Annotated in this window: 19 protein-coding genes; 8 read left to right on the top strand and 11 right to left on the bottom strand. The window is 51.5% G+C overall.

Annotated elements, in window-relative coordinates:
- Window positions 1–39 precede the first annotated feature (39 nt).
- The 4 genes from NG42_RS12520 to NG42_RS12505 all read right to left on the bottom strand — a co-directional run bounded on the left by NG42_RS12520 (window position 40) and on the right by NG42_RS12505 (window position 4,902).
- Entirely contained in the window at window positions 40–789 is a 750-nt protein-coding gene (locus NG42_RS12520; RefSeq protein WP_053116366.1) for a Slam-dependent surface lipoprotein, read from the bottom strand.
- 304 nt (window positions 790–1,093) lie between these two features.
- Window positions 1,094–2,356 carry a c-type cytochrome gene (locus tag NG42_RS12515; protein ID WP_052899773.1) on the bottom strand — a complete coding sequence of 421 codons (1,263 nt, stop codon included), beginning with the start codon at window positions 2,354–2,356 and terminating at the stop codon, window positions 1,094–1,096.
- A gap of 5 nt (window positions 2,357–2,361) precedes the next feature.
- Window positions 2,362–4,131 carry a GMC family oxidoreductase gene (locus NG42_RS12510; protein WP_052899772.1) on the bottom strand — a complete coding sequence of 590 codons (1,770 nt, stop codon included), beginning with the start codon at window positions 4,129–4,131 and terminating at the stop codon, window positions 2,362–2,364.
- A 45-nt stretch (window positions 4,132–4,176) separates the two neighbouring features.
- A complete protein-coding gene (locus NG42_RS12505; RefSeq protein WP_052899771.1) occupies window positions 4,177–4,902 on the bottom strand; it encodes a gluconate 2-dehydrogenase subunit 3 family protein in 726 nt (241 codons plus the stop codon).
- A gap of 473 nt (window positions 4,903–5,375) precedes the next feature.
- Here NG42_RS12505 and NG42_RS12500 point away from each other — a divergent pair, with 473 nt between their 5' ends.
- Both NG42_RS12500 and NG42_RS12495 read left to right on the top strand, forming a co-directional pair.
- Window positions 5,376–5,771: a (R)-mandelonitrile lyase gene (locus NG42_RS12500; RefSeq protein ID WP_052899848.1), complete on the top strand. Its 396-nt coding sequence runs from the start codon at window positions 5,376–5,378 to the stop codon at window positions 5,769–5,771.
- Window positions 5,772–5,892: 121 nt separating this feature from the next.
- Window positions 5,893–6,789: a LysR family transcriptional regulator gene (locus tag NG42_RS12495; protein WP_052899770.1), complete on the top strand. Its 897-nt coding sequence runs from the start codon at window positions 5,893–5,895 to the stop codon at window positions 6,787–6,789.
- A gap of 75 nt (window positions 6,790–6,864) precedes the next feature.
- On the opposite strand, the gene NG42_RS12490 is transcribed toward NG42_RS12495, so the two are convergent.
- The 5 genes from NG42_RS12490 to NG42_RS12475 form a co-directional block, all read right to left on the bottom strand.
- Window positions 6,865–7,854 (bottom strand): aldo/keto reductase, encoded by a 990-nt coding sequence (locus tag NG42_RS12490; RefSeq protein ID WP_052899769.1) that lies wholly within the window; start codon window positions 7,852–7,854, stop codon window positions 6,865–6,867.
- Between the two features lie 140 nt (window positions 7,855–7,994).
- On the bottom strand, window positions 7,995–8,183 hold the full coding sequence (gene ymcF / locus NG42_RS23540) for a cold shock small protein YmcF (RefSeq protein ID WP_072133227.1): 189 nt from the start codon (window positions 8,181–8,183) through the stop codon (window positions 7,995–7,997).
- A gap of 107 nt (window positions 8,184–8,290) precedes the next feature.
- Window positions 8,291–8,977: an HAD family hydrolase gene (locus NG42_RS12485; RefSeq protein ID WP_053115813.1), complete on the bottom strand. Its 687-nt coding sequence runs from the start codon at window positions 8,975–8,977 to the stop codon at window positions 8,291–8,293.
- Entirely contained in the window at window positions 8,977–10,662 is a 1,686-nt protein-coding gene (locus NG42_RS12480) for a carbamoyltransferase C-terminal domain-containing protein (protein ID WP_052899768.1), read from the bottom strand. Before NG42_RS12480 ends, NG42_RS12485 begins: the two co-directional genes overlap by 1 nt.
- On the bottom strand, window positions 10,656–10,880 hold the full coding sequence (locus NG42_RS12475) for a hypothetical protein (protein WP_052899767.1): 225 nt from the start codon (window positions 10,878–10,880) through the stop codon (window positions 10,656–10,658). The genes NG42_RS12480 and NG42_RS12475 overlap by 7 nt, the downstream gene beginning before the upstream one ends.
- Window positions 10,881–11,007: 127 nt before the next feature.
- On the opposite strand from NG42_RS12475, the gene NG42_RS12470 reads away from it, so the two are divergent.
- Entirely contained in the window at window positions 11,008–11,901 is an 894-nt protein-coding gene (locus tag NG42_RS12470) for a LysR family transcriptional regulator (RefSeq protein ID WP_052899766.1), read from the top strand.
- A gap of 19 nt (window positions 11,902–11,920) precedes the next feature.
- Here NG42_RS12470 and NG42_RS12465 read toward each other — a convergent pair whose 3' ends face one another.
- Window positions 11,921–12,940 (bottom strand): LacI family DNA-binding transcriptional regulator, encoded by a 1,020-nt coding sequence (locus NG42_RS12465; RefSeq protein WP_052899765.1) that lies wholly within the window; start codon window positions 12,938–12,940, stop codon window positions 11,921–11,923.
- 643 nt (window positions 12,941–13,583) lie between these two features.
- Here NG42_RS12465 and NG42_RS12460 point away from each other — a divergent pair.
- The 3 genes from NG42_RS12460 to NG42_RS12450 are packed head-to-tail and all read left to right on the top strand — an operon-like array spanning window position 13,584 to window position 17,440.
- Window positions 13,584–14,300 (top strand): gluconate 2-dehydrogenase subunit 3 family protein, encoded by a 717-nt coding sequence (locus NG42_RS12460; protein ID WP_052899764.1) that lies wholly within the window; start codon window positions 13,584–13,586, stop codon window positions 14,298–14,300.
- Between the two features lie 40 nt (window positions 14,301–14,340).
- A complete protein-coding gene (locus tag NG42_RS12455; protein ID WP_052899763.1) occupies window positions 14,341–16,113 on the top strand; it encodes a GMC family oxidoreductase in 1,773 nt (590 codons plus the stop codon).
- A gap of 1 nt (window position 16,114) precedes the next feature.
- Window positions 16,115–17,440, top strand: coding sequence for a c-type cytochrome (locus tag NG42_RS12450; protein ID WP_052899762.1), 1,326 nt, complete (start codon window positions 16,115–16,117; stop codon window positions 17,438–17,440).
- Between the two features lie 72 nt (window positions 17,441–17,512).
- Here the strand turns inward: NG42_RS12450 and NG42_RS12445 are convergent, their stop codons facing one another.
- On the bottom strand, window positions 17,513–18,337 hold the full coding sequence (locus NG42_RS12445) for an AraC family transcriptional regulator (protein WP_053115812.1): 825 nt from the start codon (window positions 18,335–18,337) through the stop codon (window positions 17,513–17,515).
- Between the two features lie 242 nt (window positions 18,338–18,579).
- On the opposite strand from NG42_RS12445, the gene melA reads away from it, so the two are divergent.
- Window positions 18,580–19,884: an alpha-glucosidase/alpha-galactosidase gene (melA, locus tag NG42_RS12440; protein ID WP_052899761.1), complete on the top strand. Its 1,305-nt coding sequence runs from the start codon at window positions 18,580–18,582 to the stop codon at window positions 19,882–19,884.
- Window positions 19,885–19,980: 96 nt separating this feature from the next.
- Entirely contained in the window at window positions 19,981–21,420 is a 1,440-nt protein-coding gene (melB, locus tag NG42_RS12435; protein WP_052899760.1) for a melibiose:sodium transporter MelB, read from the top strand.
- Window positions 21,421–21,780 lie beyond the last annotated feature (360 nt).

The following is a 21,780-nucleotide window of genomic DNA, read 5'->3' as shown; positions in this document are numbered from 1 at the left end:
GTTTTCCCGGCCCTGCTGAACAGCAGAGCCGGATACAGTTTATTTCTGTGCAGTCGCGCCAAATGCGGCGTCCATCTTCGCGTCAGCAAACTGCGCGATACCACCCAGCTCCTCGGCCTGAGGCCCATTAAAATGACCAACAAAGGTGCCGGTCTGGCTACCCGTCTGCGCGCTGCCTTTAAAGCCTCCGCCTTCAATGTTGCCCTGCATGGCAATCGCTGAGCCGAAGGCGCTGTCGCCGCTCACGTTACCTTTAATTGTTTTCGCGGCAAAATCGACGTTAAAGGTGGCGTCTGCCACACTGCTGCCACGGATCCCGCTACCGGTATAGGTTGCACTGCCCTGAGTTGGCACGGCACTGGCCGCGGTGCCTTCGCCGGTGTAAAACACTGCGGAAGTCTGACCGTCAGCGGCGGACCAGCTGCCGTAGTTGGTGTAGCTCATACGGCCGCAGCAGTAAGTGATCGCTTCACCGCCGATAGTTAACTGCGTCAGACCACCAGCAGAAATACCGCCGTTGCGCAGAACATACTGTTTGCCGTTCGGCGCAACGTAGGTGTAAGCGGTGATCGAACCCGCAGTTGCTTTACTGGCCGGAATGGAAGCGCTGTTTTCGCCCGCGCCGTTGTTATCAGAATTCCCGTTATCCGTGCCGCTACCGCCAGAGGCTGGCGTTTCATTGGTGACTGCCGGGCCGTCGTCACCGCCACCGCCACCGCCAGAACATGCGGTCAATAATATTGCAGAAATAAGGGTAGCAAGCAGCGGGGCAACCTGAGTGTTCTTCATGGTATGACGTCCTGTGTTGTCAGTTTTTCGCTAAGAGGTATTAATAAATTGAAATAGTTGTTAATAAGCGCGATGAGTATATTTTAAGAAATTATTAAAATACAATCGGATAAATCGTTGAATTAATCCGGTGATGTTGAAATTCACTCAAGTAAAATTAATTGATAAGATTTGTGAATGTTAAATTTATTGCGATATTGAGCAGATTTAGCCAGAAAGGCCGGAAGGAATTTTCAGCAGCTTGTGAACAGCAACGACATGAACGCCGGGCGATGTTTCCACCGCCCGGATTTATCACCGATTATCAGTGTTTCAGGTTTTCACGGATCTTTTTCACCTGATCTGCACTGACCGCAGCAGCGTTATTGCTCCATCCCTGACGGATAAAGGTCGCCAGCTGCGCCACTTCATCATCATTCAGACGCCCGGCAAAACCAGGCATCACCAACGTTGAAGGTGCACGCGCAGTAGAGGGCTGCTGTGCGCCCGCAAGAATGGTATGGATCAAACCACCGGGCTCCTGCGCATTCACGATCGTCGCCTGATCCAGCTCCGGGAAAATGCCCGGAGAACCTTTGCCGGTAACAAAGTGGCAGGCACCGCAGTTATCAAGGTAAAGACGTTCGCCAGTGGTCAGGTTTTTCGCCGCCGTCAGTTTGGCTTCGGTGGCCTGTGCCGCTTGCGTATCGCCTTTCACCAGCGGTGGATTGCCGCCGAGGAATTTCAGATAAGCGGCAATCGCCTGCAAATCGTCGTCGGTCATATACGAGGTACTGTGCTCAACCACCGAGGTCATTTCACCGCCCACCGCCGCCTTGTCATTACGTCCGGTCGCCAGATAATCGACAATCTCCTGCTCGCTCCAGCGCGGCATGCCACGCAGGGTCGGTACTTCCCAGCCGTTAAGATTGCCACCGGCAAGGAACTGCGGATCGCTGCTGTCGAGGGCTTTCTCATTCATACCCAGGCCACGCGGAGTATGGCAGCTGCCGCAGTGACCCAGGCTTTCGACCAGATAGGCACCACGGTTTATCTGCGCAGAAGCACCGCCAATTGGCTGGAAAGGCGTATCACTGGTGAACGCCCAGTTCCAGAAACGCATGCCCCAGCGCTGGCTAAACGGGAAGCTGAGATCGGTTTCCGCTGGCTGCTCTGCACTTGCCTTCACGCCCTGCATAAAGTAAGTGTAAAGCGCGTGCATATCCTCATCGTTGATCTTCACATAATCAGGATAAGGCATCGCCGGATACAGGCGAGTGCCATCCGGCAACACGCCCTTGCGCACCGCATCAGCAAACTGCTGCTCGGTATAATTACCGATACCATGCTGCTTATCGGGGGTGATATTGGTCGAATAAATCGTGCCAAGATTCGACTCGATTGCCAGTCCACCAGAAAACTCAGCTTTGCCCGGAATCGAGTGACAGGCACTACAGTCACCCAGCCGCGAAATATACTCGCCTCGCTTAATCAGCTCAGCATCATCAGCGTGCGCGCTGGCACCCCAACCCAGTGCTGCCACCAGTGCATTGGCGATAAAAAAACCTTTAGCATTGATCATTTTCATCTCACTTATGCCTGTACCAGTGGGCCCGGATTTTTCAGATACTGATCTTTGATCGCCTGCGCCGCCATTAAGGTGATGGCACCAATGGTATCGGTCGGGTTGGCCTGGAAGTTTTGCGGGAAAGCATTGCCGCCCGGCACAAACACGTTATGCACATCCCAGCTTTGCAGGTAACGGTTCAGCGCAGACGTTTTCGGTGACTCGCCCATCACTGCGCCACCGACGTTGTGAGTAGAGACGTATTTGGTCAGATCAAAATGCGCATCCATACCGAGGAAGCTTTCGCTGTAACTGTCCGGATTCAGCTCTTTGGTGATATCGCCGACGATGCCGCGCAGATGCTGTTGCAGTTTCAGCTCGTTCTCTTTCCAGTCAAAGGTCATGCGCAGCAACGGATAGCCGTACTCATCTTTGTAGTTCGGGTCGAGATCGAGATAGATATCGCGATAGGACATACAGGTGGTGGTGATGCTGATCTTCATCGAATGGCCGTACCACTCTTCCAGCCCCTCTTTCCAGCCGCTGCCCCAGCCTGGCGTACCTTTTGGTAACGCGGTACTGATTGGCGTGCCGGTTGCCTGAGAACTGTGGATCTTCGCCCCGCCGATAAAGCCCAGCGACGGACCATCAAAGTTGCCTGGCGAAATATCATTAAACATCTGGCCGGTGGCACCCGCCGTGGCGAACGGATTGAAGTTTTTGTCTTTAAAGAACAGCGTCGCGCCGCCGTTGCTCAGGAAGGCATAGTTACGCCCAACCACACCTTCATTGGTGATCGGGTTATAGGGTTGACCAATGCCGGAAAGCAGCATCAGGCGCACGTTAACGAACTGGAAGCCGCTCAGTACCACGATTTTCGCGGGCTGGAAGCACTCGTTACCCTGCTCATCAATGTAAAGCACGCCTTTGGCGGTTTTCTTATCATCATGCAGCACCACTTTCATTACGTTGGCATGCACTTCATAGGAGAAGTTATCCATGCGCTTCAACGCGTCCATAATCGCGGTTTGCGGCGAGGCTTTCGAGTAGTTCAGGCACGGATATTTACTGCAATAACCGCAATAGTTACAAGGCGCGATCTGGTTGCCGTACGGGTTGGTCCATGGACGGGAAACACAGGCGGACGGATTCGGGAACGGATGGTAGCCGAGCTTTTTCGCCGCTTTTGAAAACAGGGTGTTGTTCAGGGTGTCGTCGAGTGGCGGCAGCGGAAACGGATTCGCACGCGGGCCTTCAAACGGATCGCCACCTTCCAGAATCTGACCGCGCAGGTTGCCGGTTTGTCCCGACTGACCACAGATCATCTCAAACTTTTCGTAGTAAGGTTCGATCTCGTCCCAGCTAAACGGGAAATCACCGATTTCCATCTCTTCGGCGAGAATACCCGGTTTATATGCCTGATCGGCATAGGTTTTCAGTTTCAGATCGGTGGGTGTTGGACGGATCAATACCGCCGTCCAGTGCAGGCCAGAACCGCCCACACCGTTACCCGGGCAGAATGCCCCCCATTTGCGCGTTGGTAAGGCGGTCTGACGCATATTATGACGCACGGTTACCGCCGCTTCTGCCGGGGTCGCCATCACTTTATTACGGACCGCGTATGCGTATTCGTCGGCCGGTTTCGGATAGGCAAACGCATCGTATTTACGATCCGGGCCGCGCTCCAGTGCACGGACTTTTAATCCTGCCATTGCCAGCTCGATACTCATCAGCGAGCCAGCCCATCCCAGGCCGACCACGACAACGTCGACTTCTTCTTTATTCAGCTGTGCCATTGTTAACCCTGTCAATCTGCAAAAAACTAAAAAAACTCAAACGGTTCAGGCGCGTGCGCCCTGCACACTCACCGGGCCTAATGGATAAGGCACGTTGTGCTGTTTAACCCACTCCAGGTAGCTGGCGCGTGCACCGGGAAAGCCAATGGCAATCCATGCTTTCATGCCTTTATTGCCACCGTACATCGGATCGGAGAGATAGCCGTGTTTGGTTTCAGAAAGCAGTTCGCTGAAGAATTGTGAAGGTTTCAGGGCGTCTTCACCCATGCTGGCAAAGTCGATCTCATTTTTCTGTAACTGCGTCAGCACCGTCTCTTTATCCTGATCGGATAACTGACGGAAAGGCTGCTGATAGTGCTGCTGGCACCAGCGATTGGTCAGCTCAATACCGATTTTGAAAATTTGCTGCGGGCGGTAAGGAATCTGATAACCCATAGTGGCAGGCGCGTGCGGCTCGAACGGCCCCTGCATATAGATTTCTTCACCCAAATCGCCATGCAACTGCTGATCGATAAAGATCGGCACATTGGTTTCCAGCGCGCCAGGCGCTTTCCCTTTACCACCGGCCGGGATTAAACGGTCGCAGGCAGCCATCACGAACTGCCACTGATCGGCAGTAAAGAAGACAGGTTTATAGTCCAGCAGGTCGGGTGCGGCCATTTCTGCCGCCTCGGCAGCAGTCAGACCTTTGAAAATCATATCGCTGACCGGTAACGCCATCAGCGAGCCGATTAAAAACTTACGGCGGGAAGTCTCTTTTTGAAGCAGCATAGCATTACGACTCTCACATGCTTAAAAGTAATAACAAAGTTAATAAATGTTACGAAATTAGAACCAAATAAATAATAACATGGATGCATGTATTACAAATTGTAAGCTTTATAGCCATTTTGTGTTTTTATTAATTTTAATCACAAATAGCGTTTCTTTACCAGTCGATAACTTTCTGTTCACCTGTCAGTAAATTCGAATAAATCAGTTATTAACACAAATATGGCGATAATTTATGCGACAAGAGGGGAAATATAGTCACCACCCGTGACAGTCAGTTTATTGAATAAATAAACACAATTATTTTTGATAATAATTCTTATTTCTGATAAATCCCCTTCCCGACTTATTCGCATCTCATTAATGAATTTTGCTCATAAGCTCTAATTATTTTCATCCATAGTCTGACGCGTGCGATGCTTTATCATCATCGGTACGAAACATCGCCCCTCTTCGCAAAGGAAAATTTGATGATTGATATTATTAAAAACGGCGCTAAACCGACCGCAGAAGGCCCGGCTGATTACTTTACCGGTTCGGTAGCAATCAATGCGCCGTTCCAGGCCAGCGAACCGGCACGCGTGGGTGGCGCGACGGTCTCCTTCCAGCCGGCAGCACGTACCGCCTGGCACACCCATCCGCTCGGGCAGACTCTGATTGTCACTGAAGGCGAAGGGCTGGTGCAGGAGTGGGGTAAAGAGGCCCAGGTGATCAGCAAAGGCGATATCATCTGGATTCGTCCGGGGGTAAAACACTGGCATGGCGCTTCATCCACTTGTGCGATGACCCATATCGCCATCGCCGAATCCCTCGAGGGTAAAGCGGTCGACTGGCTGGAACATGTCAGCGACGAGCAGTATCCGCAGTAATCTCTGACTTACCGGAGGAATCCTCCTTCGGTTTTTCTGCGTACACATTTAGCCCCTCTTATCACGTGCGATCCGCCACGTACTATCTTAATTCACTTCCTCGCCGATTACGGAACCGCCGATGTTAAAAGATAACTTCAATGATTTACTTTCACTGATCGTGATTGCCAGAGAGAAAAGCTTTACCAAAGCGGCGGCGAAGCTGGGAGTCTCGCAATCAGCATTAAGCCACGCGATTCGGGGTCTGGAAGAACGTCTGGATTTACGGCTGTTAACCCGCACCACCCGCAGCGTTGCGCCGACGGAAGCTGGTGAAAAGTTAATTAATGCTCTCGGGCCGCGCTTTGCAGAAATTGAAAGCGAGCTGATTGCGCTAAGCGAAATGCGTAATAAACCCGCCGGGAATATTCGTATTAATGCCGGTGAACATGCGCTGCGATCTGCGCTCTGGCCAGCACTGGAGAAATTCCTGAAGGCTTATCCCGAAATTAATATCGAAATTGTCAGTGACAATACGCTGACGGATATTGTCAGCGGTCGTTTTGATGCCGGCGTCCGGCTGGGTGAACAGGTCGCCAAAGATATGATAGCTGTGCGGATTGGCCCAGAGATGCGCATGGCCGTTGTCGGTTCTTCCGACTATTTATCACGCTGCGGCAGGCCGCAAACTCCGCAGGATTTGCAGCATCATAACTGTATTAATATGCGCTTACCCACCATGGGCGGGCTGTATGCGTGGGAGTTTGAAAAAGATCAGCACGAACTGCGCGTACGGGTTGAAGGCCAGCTAACGTTTAATAATCTGCAACCGCGTATTGACGCCGCAATAGCCGGTATCGGTCTGGCGATCGTGCCGGAAGACACCATTATCGAGGCCGTCGCCGACGGAAAACTGCAAACGGTGCTGGATGACTGGTGCCCTGCTTTTCCAGGCTATTACCTCTATTACCCCAGCCGTAAACAGCATACCGTGGCATTTGCCTTGCTGATTGACGCGCTACGCTATTCAGCAGAATAAATTCGCCGATATTTCAGAGGGGCGGCTTTTCGCCGCCCGTGCCGAGGGTCGCCCCCGGCATCACATCACAAAGCGTTAACGCCCAACCCTTTTCTGTAGCGCTTCCGGATAGCGCGCGCCCTGTACTTCAATCCCCGCCAGCGCACTGTCAATCAGGCTCAGTTCCTGCGCTGAAAGTGTCAGTTGCGCTGCAGCAATATTCTCTGCCAGCCGATGCAGTTTGGTGGTGCCGGGAATTGGCGCTATCCACGGCTTCTGCGCCAGCAACCAGGCCAGAGCAATCTGCGCCGGCGTGGCGTCTTTCTGCCTGGCGATATTGACCAGCTCATCCACCAGGATCTGGTTGGCTTTACGCGCCCCGGCACTGAAGCGTGGCACTTTATTGCGGAAGTCGGAACTGTCAAAGGCGGTGTTTTCGTTGATCGCTCCGGTCAGGAAACCTTTTCCCAACGGGCTGAATGGCACAAAACCAATGCCCAGTTCTTCCAGCGTCGGGATAATTTCCTGCTCTGGCTCACGCCACCACAGTGAATACTCACTTTGCAATGCCGCGACAGGTTGTACCGCGTGGGCGCGACGAATAGTCTGTACTCCGGCTTCGGACAAACCAAAATGTTTGACCTTACCTTCCGCAATCAGCTGCTTAACCGTACCGGCAACATCTTCGATCGGCACATTCGGATCAACACGGTGCTGATAAAGCAGATCGATAGCTTCAATATTCAGGCGTTTCAGCGAACCTTCCACCGCCTGGCGGATATGTTCCGGGCGACTGTTGAGAATTTGCTGGTTGTCGGGTTGCGGCAGATCAAAGCCAAATTTACTGGCGATAACCACCCGATCACGGAACGGAGCCAGCGCTTCACCCAACAGGGTTTCATTGGTAAAAGGGCCGTAGACCTCGGCGGTATCAAAAAAGGTAACGCCACGCTCAACCGCAGTGCGGATTAGCTTAATCGCCTGTTGCTTATCGGTTGCCGGACCATAGCCGAAGCTCAGTCCCATGCAGCCAAGCCCCAGCGCTGAGACTTCAGGGCCGTGGCTACCCAGTTTACGTTGTTGCATATTCTCCTCCGGCATCAGGTTGGAGTATGGCAATGGCCATCCATCACACCCCATTACCTTAAGAAGCGCAGGCGAAAAAAACTATCTGCATTATCTGCTTGATGCAATGAGCTGAACTCATAAATCAAAAAGAAGCGTTGTTACAGGCTGTTGCGGAAATCAGCAATCGCCGTCGAGACCGCGAGATAGCTCACTGTCATACCGGATTTACAGAAGATACAGACTGCACCATGAGGATTCTTTGGGGAGACGTCATACAGGGAAGAGCGATACTGATGACCGTGGCAACACGGGCATTTGAATTTTAAATTTAAGATAAAAACCTTCATTATTGCTTATTGAGACATCACACTAACACGGCAAAACGGCGCTGTCTGTTTTATTTTAACACCAGGCTAACGCGGGCTGGCATAAAAAATTATGCCAGCCCAACACCTTAATCGCTGGTTATGCAGCTCAGGCCTTGCGTGCTGCCAAGGAAATGATAATCAAGCTGTTTTTCACTGACGCTAATGGCACTAAAGTCAGGCACCGACAGGATGTCACGGTTATTGACATTATTAATGGCGATACAGTGCGCTCCTGCCGTCAGCGCCGAAATAATTCCGTTATCCGAATCCTCAAAGACTAACGTCAGTTCTGGCCGGGTTTTCAGGCGCTCTATCGCCGTGGTATACGGCAGTGGATCAGGCTTGCCGCGCACCACGTCGTGCCGGGAGACAATGCAGCTAAAGATATGCAGGTTATGCTGATCCAGCACGTTATTGATTTTCTCCGGCCAGCTGCTGGTAACAATACCAATATTAACCGGGCACTTTTTTAGCTGAAACAACAGTGTCTTCAGACCATGAATCAACACGCACTCCGCCTCAGCCTCCCGTTGATCGACCTTTTTATGAATCACTTCGCGTAATTCAGGGCTGAAATGCGGAAAGATATTTTCCAGCGTATATTTATGCGATGCACCGATAATATACTTTTCTATCTGTTCGGGGGAAATATCACAACCATATTCTCTGGCAGTGGTTTTCCAGGCGTTAACAATGGCTTCATTGGAGTCGATAATCACCCCATCCAGATCAAACAAAATCGTATTAATCCATTTTGACTCACATGCTTTCATTAATTGTTCCTTGTTACGAGGAATTTATCATTAAATATCACCGCATCCACCGCCCCTTCACGCAAAACGGACAGTGCCTGCTGTGGAGTATTAATTATTGGCTCTTCGTGACGATTAAATGAGGTGTTGACCAGGCAAGGCTGACCAGATAACTGGTACCATTTATTGATTAAGGTATACATAAAAGGGTCGCTCTCTTCGCTGACAATTTGAGGACGAGCGGTATTATCAACATGTACGGTCGCCGGACAGCGCGCGGTCATGACTGGTTTACAGTTATAAGTAATGGTCATAAATTCTGCCGACTTATCCTCGCCAGACCAGTTACAGAAACAGAACTCTGCCAGATTATCCGCCGTTACCGGAGCAAAAGGCATAAACTCAGTGCGCTGCAGTTTTTTATTCAGCCAGATATTCACATCCTTATTATTGGCGTGATAGATGATGCTGCGCTGACAAAGCGCACGGGGGCCAAACTCCATACGACCCCGGAAAAACGCCAGAATGGCGTCTGAACGCAGCAACATTAAAATCTCTTTAGACAGATCCCCTGGCTGCTCAACTTTCAAATCGCTCTGTTGCGATAAAATATCCTCAATCTGACGGTTACTGAATTCGGGGCCGAGCGCCATACTGTTGAGCAAACAGCGATTTGCTGTTTTACGCCACAATGCTGTCACCGCTGCCGCCAGCGGTAATCCTTCATCCCCCATGCAGGGAAGGACAAAAACATTGTCAACACCGGCCAGCTCGCGGACACATTGGTTGAGTCGGACATTGCCAAATAGCCCCCCCGCCAGACAGATATTCTTAGCCTTATAGTTTTTCACATACGGCAGCAGAATTGCCGCGATAATATCCTGGATATGTTTTTGTGCCGCAGCGGCAATATCCTGTGGGGAAAAGCTCCTGATTTCATTGATCAGCTTTTCTGAGTAGCAATGATAAGACGGCAGATAATAATCGCCACAGTTGGCAATCAGCCGACTATCGCGCACCTCTATCATTTTGCGCATCAGCGGCAGCGCCTTGAGCGGGTCGCCATGCGCCGCCAGTCCGGTGATTTTACCTTCATGGCGGTTGGGTTTAAAACCGAGCAAATGGGTGATCCGACCATAAAAATAGCCAAGACTGTCGAGCGTGGTTTCCCGTTGCAGCACCACCTCACTGCCGTTATCAATATAACGCACGGTTAACGAAATAAAGTCGCCTCTGCCATCACAGGTCATTACCAGCGCCTGATCAAAGGGTGAGCACAGCCAGGCTCCCCACGCGTGCGTGTCATGATGGTCGATATACATCACTTTGTTGTGCAGATTATTATCCGCAATAAAACGATCGAACTCGGCTCTTTTTCCGGCATCATTAATCATTTCATCGGCAATTCTTTTCTTTAAAATATTCACATTATTAAAATTATTGATGCATTCATAAATAATCCGCTCGACATATAAATTAAGGCAATACTCCTCATTAAATCCGGCCTTCCAGCCGTAGGCGACGACATCCACGTCCGCTAAGGTTTTTTCTGTAGATTTCAATAAAAAATCAATCGACATTTGTGGCCAGACTTTATGGCCTTTGATCCGGGTAAATCGCTCTTCATGCGCCGCAGCAATGATCTTGTTACCCTCAACCAGACAGGCTCCGGCGGTATCACTATTGGTAATGCCGAGGATTAACATAGCACCACCTCCTTCAGCACATCATCTGCCGCCGTTTCGCTGATTAGCGCGAACTTATCCAAAGCCTCTTTATTATTTCTTGCGATAATATGTAAGCGGGAAATGTTAAATTGCTGTAATAAAACCGAGCGAATAATCTCGCCCGCTTCAGCCTCATCAAGTGACTGGGGAACAACGGTTTTTCCTTTGACGAAAAAGATAAAGTGTTGCATTTCCATAACGTCCTCCTTTACCCGCATTTAGCCAACTGTGATCAAAGTCACGGCACGATGTTTTCCAGATATTAGAAGACAAGAAAAGATGAAAATATAATCAAAATTAATCTGCGATTGATAACGAAACGGAATGGATATTCGACTGTTACAGGCATTCGTGATGCTGGCCGAAACCAAAAACTACCGCGAAGCCGCGCATAAGCTTTTTATCACCCAGCCGACGTTAACGAAAAAAATCCAGATGCTGGAAAATGAACTGGGCGTCAATCTGTTTCTTCGCGGACGCCATGGTGCGCAGCTCACCCATGCAGGTATGCAACTGGTTGATAAGGCGCAGGAAGCTGTCTGCGGCGTGCGCGAGTTTCGCCAACTGGCGCTGAATGTCGCGCGGGGAAAAACCGGCAATCTGGCGATAGGTTTTGGCCTGTCCGGGATTAAAGTGGCACCCGAACTGGTGGCACATTTTCGGCGCAGCTGGCCTGAAATTACTGTCAGCCTCGAAGATATGCCCTCGGCAGTGCAAGTGGATGCCTTACTGTCCGGGCGTTTACAGCTGGCCTTTATGCGTTTGCCGGTCGAGCCGCCGTTGACCGGCATTGCACTGAAAGCAGAATCACTGGTGTTGGCGGTGCCGCAAAAAGAGAAAGACCTGATCAATGCCCAGCTGAATGCCCCCGGGCATTATCAGGCGTTCGCCGGGCTACCGCTATTGCAGTTGTCTGCCGACAGAGGCCCGGGGCTTAATCGCCAAATAGCGAGGTTTATGCGCTTTAATCAGGTCGAGCCGCAGGTAGTGCAGCAGGCCAATGATATTCAGACGCTGATTGCCATGGTAGCCGCCGGCATCGGCAGCGCCATTGTGCCGGAAAGCGCGGTGTATATCGCGCCCTCGGGCATCGAAATGATTCCGCTGTATGGCCCCTATTCAGGCTGGGATGTTGGAATTATCTGGAATAGCGCGCACCAGGATCGCATCCGCGATCTGTTTATTTCTTTGGTGAAAAATGGCGGCGTGGTGCCGTAATACCTGCATCAGCCGCCGCTTACGCATAATTTTCAGCGGTAACGAGTTTAAAATCGACCTTTCCGCTCTGATAAATATCCGGTTCAATCTGGTTTTCTAATTTCTTTAACAGAATATCTAACGCCAGCTGGGCGTGCTGACGGGCATTCTGATCCAGCACCAGATTGAGCTGATCCGCTGCCAATAACCGACGCGTTAAGCTGTACAGTTCGTGAGTGATATAGGTACAGCTGCCCAGCAATCCGCATCCGGCTAACACTTCACTGACCTCGGTATTGCCGGAACCGGTATTATAAATGCCCACCACGCTGGCCGCATTTTCAAGATTTTTACTCAGCAGACGATGAATTTTCTCGCGCTGATCCTGCCCCACCAGCACTTCCCGCAGGGTGATATGCGGAAAACGCTGCTGAATCACCTGGCGAAAACCCTCGATACGCTGGCGATGGGCCGTGTAATCAAAACTGCCACTGACCATAATCACCTCACCCGCGACGCGCGACATGCTGCCCATTAACAGCCCTGCGGTGCGCCCGGCTTGCAGTTGATTAATGCCGACATGACATAAGCGGCTGGCGTGTGGAAGATCGGTGACAATGGTAATCACCGGCATCCCTTGATCGCGACAGTGTTCCAGCGCGTGGTGAACGGCGGGGTTATCCTGAGCAAAGACGATGATGCCGTCACGCTTTTTTGTACAGTTAATCAGATGACGCGCCAGCTTTTCTGGCTCGGATTCAGCCACAAAGGTGCGGCTGAGCTTAACCCGCTGGTAGCCGAGTGAACTGGCAATCTCACTGAAATCTTTGGCAAGTTGCTTAAAGAAGAACGAGCCATTGCCACTGAGAATCACTTCGATATGCCACGGCTGTTTATACTCCTCAGGCAATACCCGCTTCAGGCCAAGTTCACGTGCCGCCTGTAAGACTTTGCGCGCGGTCTCCGGCGAAACGCCTCCGCGCTCGTTAAGCACCCGGTCGACGGTTGCCACACCAACGCCTGCCATCTGCGCCAGCCTATCCAGAGTGAGCTTTTTCATTATTTTTCCATCGTGCCAAATCTGTTGAAAATGTAATACCAGTCAGCAAGTCATCATTTATGTACAATAGTTAATCATTCCGGATCTTTTGCAAAATCGGCGCGAATTTGATTAAGCGGGGTTATTATGCTGCGCTGACTCTTTCCTGCAAGGCGGTAATTGTTGCAAAAAAAGATCGCCTTTTGCGTAACTGTTAATAACCGGCTAAATCACTGACTACATGCCTCTCTCTCCGCCCGGCCACAACAGTAAAAAAGGCCAGATAACTCAATCACTTTAATTATCACCGCCGCTAAATTATTGCTGTTACCGTTGCCAACCCGCACCGCTGCTGGCTTGATGGAAAACCATCAACGTAAAAGTACACATTTTTCCAGGGACAATTTACTATAGCGCCGATGTTACTTTTTTATTAATTTCATTAATTCTATGTAAATAACAACTATCTCATCTCTGGTTTACGGCTTGCAGAATAAGCCCGTATCACCATCTTTTTTTGGTAAAAACTTGCTAAGCCATTGTGCCGGGCTGATTAATTCAGTCTGAGATAACTATTAATTTTTTTCTTGATGGCAACGATTTTTTAGCCGCGGTGCGGTTATTTAGCATCCGAACGTAATGAATTTGATGACAGGGAAATTTAATGAAACGAAGACAATTCCTTCAGTCCTTTGCCGCCATCGGGCTGGCAACGTCTTTGCCAGCCACGAACGCCGCAGAAGTCAGTGGCGGGCAACCCTGGGAGCCGGGAAAAATCTTTACCCCGCCGCCGCCGCCGAAAAAAGGCGGACTACAGTATCTGACGGCGCATGAGTTCGCCACTGTCGGTGCCATTGCCGAGCGCTTTATCCCCGCCGACGAGATGAGCATCAGTGGTAAAGAAGCCGGCTGCGCCACTTTTATCGACCGCCAGTTAGCCGGTGATTACGGCAATGCCGTCACGGTCTATCGCCTCGGTCGCTTTGTGAAAGGGACGCCGGAACAAGGTCCACAGTCTCCCCTCACTCCGGCACAACGTTATCGCCAGGGGCTGGCCGCGCTGGACGTTGCCACGCAGAAACAGTTCGGCAAAAACTTTGTCGACCTCGACGGCGATCAGCAGGATAAGTTGCTGCACGCGATGGAGGCCGATCAACTCGATCTCGGTCCACAAGTCGAGACCAAAGTGCTGTTCGAATTACTGCTGCAAAACGTGCGCGAAGGCTTTCTCTCTGACCCTCTCTATGGTGGCAACAAGGACATGGCAAGCTGGAAAATGATCGGTTTTCCTGGCGCACGCTATGACTTCCGCGATCTGCTGAGCAAGAAAGGGCAGAAGCTAAATATTATCCCTACCAGCCTGATTGATAACAATCTGTAAGCTGGCATTTTAAGTAATTGAGCGATAACGAGTTTTAATAATGAAAAATGTCCGTCCTAAAGCTGATGTCGCCATTGTCGGCCTGGGCTGGTGCGGCTCTCTGATCGCAGAAGAGCTGACGCGTGCAGGTCTGAATGTCGTTGCCATAGAGCGTGGCCCCTGGTTTGAAACCGCCACTGACTTCCCGCCATCGATTGATACTGATGAACTGCGCTGGGATACCCGCCGCAGCATGTTGCTGCCGCCCGCGATTGAAACCACCACTTTCCGTAATAATCGGCTGGAAACTGCGCTGCCCTCCCGCGACTGGAACCTTAACGAACTCGGCTATAACGTCGGCGGTTCCGGTACCCACTGGGCAGGTATGGCCTGGCGCTTTACGCCATTTGACCTGCAACCCTATACCCAGACCGTTGAGCGCTACGGCAAACAGAAAATCGCTAAGGGCCTGATTTTGCAGGACTGGGGCGTCACGTATGATGAACTGGAACCTTTCTACGACCGTTTTGAGAAGATTGCCGGGGTTTCTGGTAAAGCCGGGAAATTAAACGGTGAAGTGATTGAAGACGGTAACCCCTTTGAAGGCAACCGCAGCAGCGAATATCCGTTACCGCCGCTTGAGAGCATGCGTCTGACCGATCTGTTCCGCGATGCGGCGAAATCCCTCGGCCAGCACCCGTTTATGGTGCCAGCGGGCCAGGCATCACGGGCGTATGTTAACCCACTTGGCGTGCGGATGGGGCCGTGTACCTATTGCGGTTATTGCCTGTTCTACGGCTGCGGCAATTTCTCCAAATCCAGCCCGAATGCCTGCGTGGTGCCGGCACTGATGCAGCGTGAGAACTTTACCGTGCTGACCGATTCGGCGGTGGTAAGAGTCAATAAAGCCGCTGATGGCAAAACCGCGACCGGCGTGACCTATATCGACCGCAATAAGCAGGAGTGGGAACAACCTGCGGACATCGTGATTTTATCCGCCTTCCAGATGCAAAACGTCCGCCTGCTGCTGCTGTCGAAAATCGGCAAGCCTTACGATCCGGTGAGCAAAACCGGTGTGGTCGGTCGCGCTTACAGTTTCCAGACGGTTTCCGGTGCCAGCCTGTTCTTTGAAGACGAGAACCTCAATCAGTACATTGGCGCAGGCGCACTTTCCCAGCAGGTCGATGACTTTAACGGCGACAACTTCGACCACAGCGATCTGGACTTTATCGGCGGTGCCGGAATCCTGGTGGTGGCACGCGGTGCACGTCCGATTGGTAACGCGGATGCCCTGCCGCCGGGAACGCCGCGCTGGGGCAAAGAGTGGAAAAAAGCCTACACCCACGCCTTTCAGAACGGCACCTTTATCTTCGGCCAGGGAACCAGCTTCTCGCATGAAGATTACTATCTTGACCTCGACCCGGAATACAAGGATGACAACGGGAATCCGCTGGTGCGCGTCACCTTCGATTACAACGAAAACGATCGTCGCTCAGCGAAATTTATCGAAGAGAAAAGTGTTGAGATTGGCAAAGCCATGGGCGCGAAAATCGTTATCGGCACCAACTCCGCTGCCGGTAAATATTCGCCGTTTAACTTCGCCAGCGATCACACCATTGGCGGTGCGGTAATGGGTACCGATCCGCAGACCAGCGTGCTTAACCGCTATCAACAGAGCTGGGATATGCACAACCTGTTCGTGCTCGGTGCCTCTTCATTCCCGAATAACGCCGGATACAATCCGACCGGAACCATCGGCGCACTGAGCCTCTGGACAGCCAAAGCCATTATCGATCGGTACCTGAAAAACCCTGGCCCACTGGTAAAGGTGTGAGATGAATAAAATAAAATTAGCCGGCGTTGCGGTTGCAGTCGCCGCCGTGGTGGCGGGCGTGCTGCTTTATCAGAATGGTAATACCTCAGCAGATAATGTTGCCGACAATACGATACTGATGAAACAACCGTTAACCACGGCTGACGCCGATGCCGTTAAGCGCGGGAAATATATTGCGATTGCGGGTGACTGCGTTGCCTGCCATACCGCACCGGAGAGCAAAAATGCTTTCGCCGGCGGCTACGCCATCAGCACGCCGTTCGGCGGCATCTATGCCAGCAATATTACCCCGGATGCCGAAACCGGTATTGGTAACTGGACCGAACGCGATTTTTATCGCGCGGTACGCCACGGTAAAGGCAAAGACGGAGAAAACCTCTATCCGGCGATGCCGTACAATGCGTATATCAAGGTCAGCGATCGGGATATGCACGATCTCTGGATGTATATGCGTTCGGTAAAACCGGTGAATTACGCGGTGCCGGAAACCCAACTGCCGTTCCCGTATAATATTCGCCTGGCGATGATGGGCTGGAACCTGCTGTTCTTTAAAAACAGCGGCTTTACCCCGGATGCCAGCCAGTCAGCGCAGTGGAACCGCGGCGCTTATCTGGTTGAGGGTCTGGAGCATTGCGCGGCCTGCCATACGCCGAAAAATATTATCGGTGGTGACACCAGCGCCTATTTGCAGGGCAGTAACCTGAGCGAATGGTACGCGCCGGAAATTACCAGCAATACCTATACCGGTATTGGTAACTGGTCTGAAGATCAGATCGTCGACTACCTGAAGCTTGGCAGCAACCATGTTGCGGTCGCCGCAGGCCCAATGGCAGAAGCCGTCACTCACTCGACGCAGCATCTGACTGATGAAGACTTGCGGGCTATCGCCGTCTATCTGAAATCCCAGCCGGGTTCCGATCGGCAGAAACCAGAACCGCTGAAAATGGACAGCGCGCAGATGAAAATGGGTGAAAATATTTATTCCATCAACTGCACCGCCTGCCATAACAGCGACGGTAAAGGCATTCCGAATCTGGCGGCCAGCCTGGCGGATAACCCGGCGATTATGGGACCGGACGCCTCATCGATTATTACCACCATTCTGCAAGGTGGCAGAGGCGCGGTGACGCAGGGTAATCCAACCAGCGGCGCAATGCCGAGCTTCGCCTGGAAATTTACCGATGAGCAGGTGGCGGCGGCGGCGACCTATATCCGTAACGCATGGGGCAATGCAGCACCTGCCGTCGACGCGAAAGAAGTGGCCGCGAAGCGCAAGTTGCTTAACCTGCCGGAGCAAATGCCACAGGACGTGCCGACCCAACACTGATTGCGGTTGCCACTGTTTACCCGCCATCCCTGCTGTTTGGGGATGGCGATTCTGCCCGAGGCTAACCCCGCTTTATCCGTTCGCTGCCTGCTGCCTGCGCCACCCCCCCGGCGACATCTGGTAGATCTGCCGAAAAACTTTGGCAAACTGCATCTGGTCGCGATAACCAACCGAAAACGCGATCACTTTGATCGGCAATCTGGCGTCGATCAGCAGTGAAGTGGCGACGTTCATACGCAACATAATCAGATAGTGTTTCGGACCGTAGCCAAAGCGCTGTTTAAACAGACGGCTCAGATAGCTGCGATCCACCCGACACCAGGTGGCAATATCACTGACGCTGATATTTTCATGATAATTGCGCTCCATCCAGTGAATGGCTTTTTCCACCGGATGATCATCGTCCTGCCGTGCCGGGCGGCTGTTCGCCGCATTCGCCAGCAGCGCATCAAGAAACAGGCAGGTCAGACCGGCGATACGTAATGACTGCTGCGTTTCCTGTCGGACAATTTGCTGTAAATAGTGCAGCGCTTCGCGCTGTTCACTGCCTGCGGCGGGAGCATAGACCGGATTATCACGATGTAATCCGCAGGACTCAAAAGCGCGGGAAACAATTAAGCCGTCAATCTCAATCCACATATATTCCCACGGTTGCCGTTTATCGGCGCTGTAGGTAGTAATTTCATGAGGGTGGATCAGAAAAGCCTCTCCGGCTTTAATCTGATAGCGTCCCCGCTCGGTAAACAGCTCGCCGGTGCCACGAATAATATAATGCAGTAAATAGTGCTGACGTACCGCCGGACCATAGCTGTGCCCCGGCCGACACACTTCATGACCATACTGAAAAACATTCAGTCCAAAATGCGATATCTCTTCAGGTTTTAAATCTTTCTGCATTGTTACCTCAGATATTACCGCCAGCGTTACATCACATAACCCCATAGATAATCTTGTTTGTAGTGTTCTGATGCTCTGCTTGCAAGCACTAAGCCGTTGCTAAATGGTGATTTGAGAACAACTTCACAGTTTTAGCCTGCGGTTATTTTTCGCCATATTGATGTCACAAAACGACATATACATTAATTCGCTCTCTGCCTAGAGTCTTTTCAGCGCAACATTCACTGGCAAAGGAAAGAACCATGAAAATCACCTTTATTGGTGCAGGCAGCACCGTATTTGCAAAAAATGTTCTCGGCGACATTATGGCGACGCCGGCATTATCCGACGTGCAAATTGCACTGTACGATATTGATGAAAGTCGCTTGCAGGACTCGTGGAATATGCTGAATAACATTAATCAGAATATTAATCAGGGGCGCGCCACCATTGAAAAGTATGTCGGCGTCGGACAACGCCGCGCAGCATTACAAGGGGCGAAATATGTGATTAATGCGATTCAGGTTGGTGGCTATCAGCCGTGCACAGTTACCGATTTTGAGATCCCGAAACAGTTTGGCTTGCGTCAGACCATTGCCGATACGCTGGGGATTGGCGGCCTGTTTCGCGCCCTGCGCACCCTTCCGGTGCTGTTTGATATCGCCCGCGATATGGAACAGGTGTGTCCCGATGCGTGGTTCCTGAACTACACCAACCCGATGGCGTCCCTGACCGGCGCGATGTTGCGCCACACCGGCATCAAAACCGTCGGCCTCTGCCACAGTGTTCAGGTCTGCGCTGAAACGCTGCTGAAGGCGGTGGATATGCCCACCGATGGCGTGACCTGGCAAATTGCCGGTATCAACCATATGGCATGGCTGTTGGATATTAAGCGTCATGGTGAAGATATTTATCCGGAAATTAAACGCCGCGCCGCCGCGCTGCAACATAAGCATGACGATATGGTACGCCATGAAATCATGCGGGTCTTTGGCTACTATGTCACCGAATCGTCTGAGCATAACGCCGAATATATGCCCTACTGGATTAAACGCAACTATCCGCAATTAATCGAGCGCTTTAATATCCCGCTGGATGAATATCCGCGCCGCTGTATTGAGCAAATCAATAACTGGCAATTGCAACGTGAGCAATTAACCCGTGACGAAGCGCTGACTCATCACCGCAGTCATGAATATGCGTCTTATATTATTGAAGCGATGGAAACCGACCTGCCGTATAAAATTGGCGGTAATGTGCTGAACCGTGGGTTGATTACCAACCTGCCGACAGAAGCCTGTGTCGAAGTGCCGTGTCTGGTGGATGCACAAGGGATTACGCCAACCGTGGTTGGCGACCTGCCGCCGCAGCTGGCAGCGCTTAATCGCACCAATATCAACACCCAGTTACTGACGATAGAAGCCGCCGTGACGCTGAAAAAAGAACACATCTATCACGCCGCGCTGCTTGACCCGCACACCTCGGCTGAGCTGTCGATTGATGACACCATTCGCCTGTGCGACGCGTTAATCGAGGCGCACGGCGACTGGTTACCGGCGTACCGCTGATCCCCACCTACCCTACATTTAAGCCGCATCGAAAGGAGACCGACGCTGTTTTTCCGGCTGTCAGCGTCGGTACTCCGGGGACATGCGGAGATTGTCATGAGCGTATCGTTAAAAACTAAAATCAGCTATGGATTCGGTGCCTTTGGTAAGGATTTTGCCATCGGCATTATTTATATGTACCTGATGTACTACTACACCGATGTGGTCGGCGTATCCGTCAGTATGGTGGCTTCGCTGTTTCTGGTGGCGCGTATTCTCGATGCGCTGCTTGATCCGGTGATGGGCTGGATTGTCGAACGCACCCGCACGCGCTGGGGGAAATTTAAACCCTGGATTCTGATTGGTACACTGGTGAATTCCGCAGTGCTTATCAGCGTATTCTGCGCGCACAACTTCTCGGGTGGCGCGCTGATCGCTTACATCTGGGTGACCTATATTCTTTGGGGCTTTACCTACACCATTATGGATGTGCCGTTCTGGTCGCTGGTGCCCTGCATCACCGTGGATAAGCGCGAGCGCGAGGCGCTGATCCCGTGGCCGCGCTTTTTCGCCAGCAGCGCCGGTTATCTCACCGGGGTGATTGGCCTGCCGCTGGTTAACCTGCTGGGCCAGGGGCATCAGGGCGAGGGTTTTATGCGCTTTACCTTTATTCTGGTGTTCTTTTTTATCCTCTCGACCCTCGTCACGCTGATTAACGTCAAAGAGAAATACTCCTCCTCGCACCCTGGCGCTACGCAGGTGCAACATGGTCTGAAAAGCGTACTGATGATGATCGTGCGCAATAAACCGCTGTTTGCACTGCTGATTATGGCGCTGTCGTGGAATATGGCTCATAACGTGATTCAGTCTTTTGCCATCTACTACTTCAAATATGTTGTCGGTCGGGAAGAGCTTTTCCCGTGGTATATGATGTATGCCGGTATCGCCAACCTGGCGACCATTGCGCTGTTCCCGATGCTGGCGAAACGCTTTTCGCGACGGGTGTTATGGATTAGCGCCTCAGTTTTACCGGTATTGAGCTGTCTGCTGCTGCTTTACGTCGGACTCTATGCGCCGCAAAGCGCCGCGCTGATTGCGCTGTCTGGTATTATGGCCAACAGCGGGGGGGCTTTCTTCTGGGTGTTGCTGGTGATTATGGTGGCTGACACCGTCGACTATGGTGACTATGCATTGGGGATGCGCATCGAGAGCATTGCCTTTGCGGTGCAAACCATGGTGGTTAAGGCCGGTGCGGCTTTTGCCGGGCTGGCGATTGGTGTACTGCTGGGGGCTGTCGGATATCAGGCTGGCGTCGCGCAAACCGCCAGTACCGTGATGGGCATGCAGGGCATTATGATTGTGCTGCCGATGCTGTTCTTTGCCCTGACGCTGTGGGTCTATCTGCGCCACTACACGCTGGATGGCGCACTGCTTCAGCAGGTGCAAAATCATCTGAAACGCAAATATGATGAACCGGTGGATGCCGCCGCACGCGCCGCCGCGGTAGCCACTGACTTTAAGCCAGCAGCGGGTGAACCGACTACGGTTAAGTCGTAAAGCGAGATTCAGGGGCCGGTCAGCAGCATCGGCTCCTGAATGAATATCATTTTAATGATTAACACGGCAGGGTTAATAAACATGATGATATAATAACTACACTTGTAATATTATTATTATCTAACTTAATTAAAATCATTTCATTTGAATCTAATTATTTATAACCATCCTGATTGACAGCCCCTCATTTCATAAGTAAATTTCAAGCTTAAGCATTAGAATTAATTTCCAGCTTCAAGACAACCGCATGATTTAATTATTAAGCTTACCGTATTTCGCGTTATCTAGGCTCTGTTATTTATAAGTTTTTATAATATTACAGACACATGGATATGTCCTCGCATCGGTCAGCAATATTAA

The organism is Winslowiella iniecta, assembly GCF_001267535.1.
GTDB classification, from domain to species: domain Bacteria; phylum Pseudomonadota; class Gammaproteobacteria; order Enterobacterales; family Enterobacteriaceae; genus Erwinia; species Erwinia iniecta.
The sequence above is the reverse complement of the archived record's forward strand: the minus strand, read 5'-3'. Positions and strand labels throughout refer to the sequence as shown.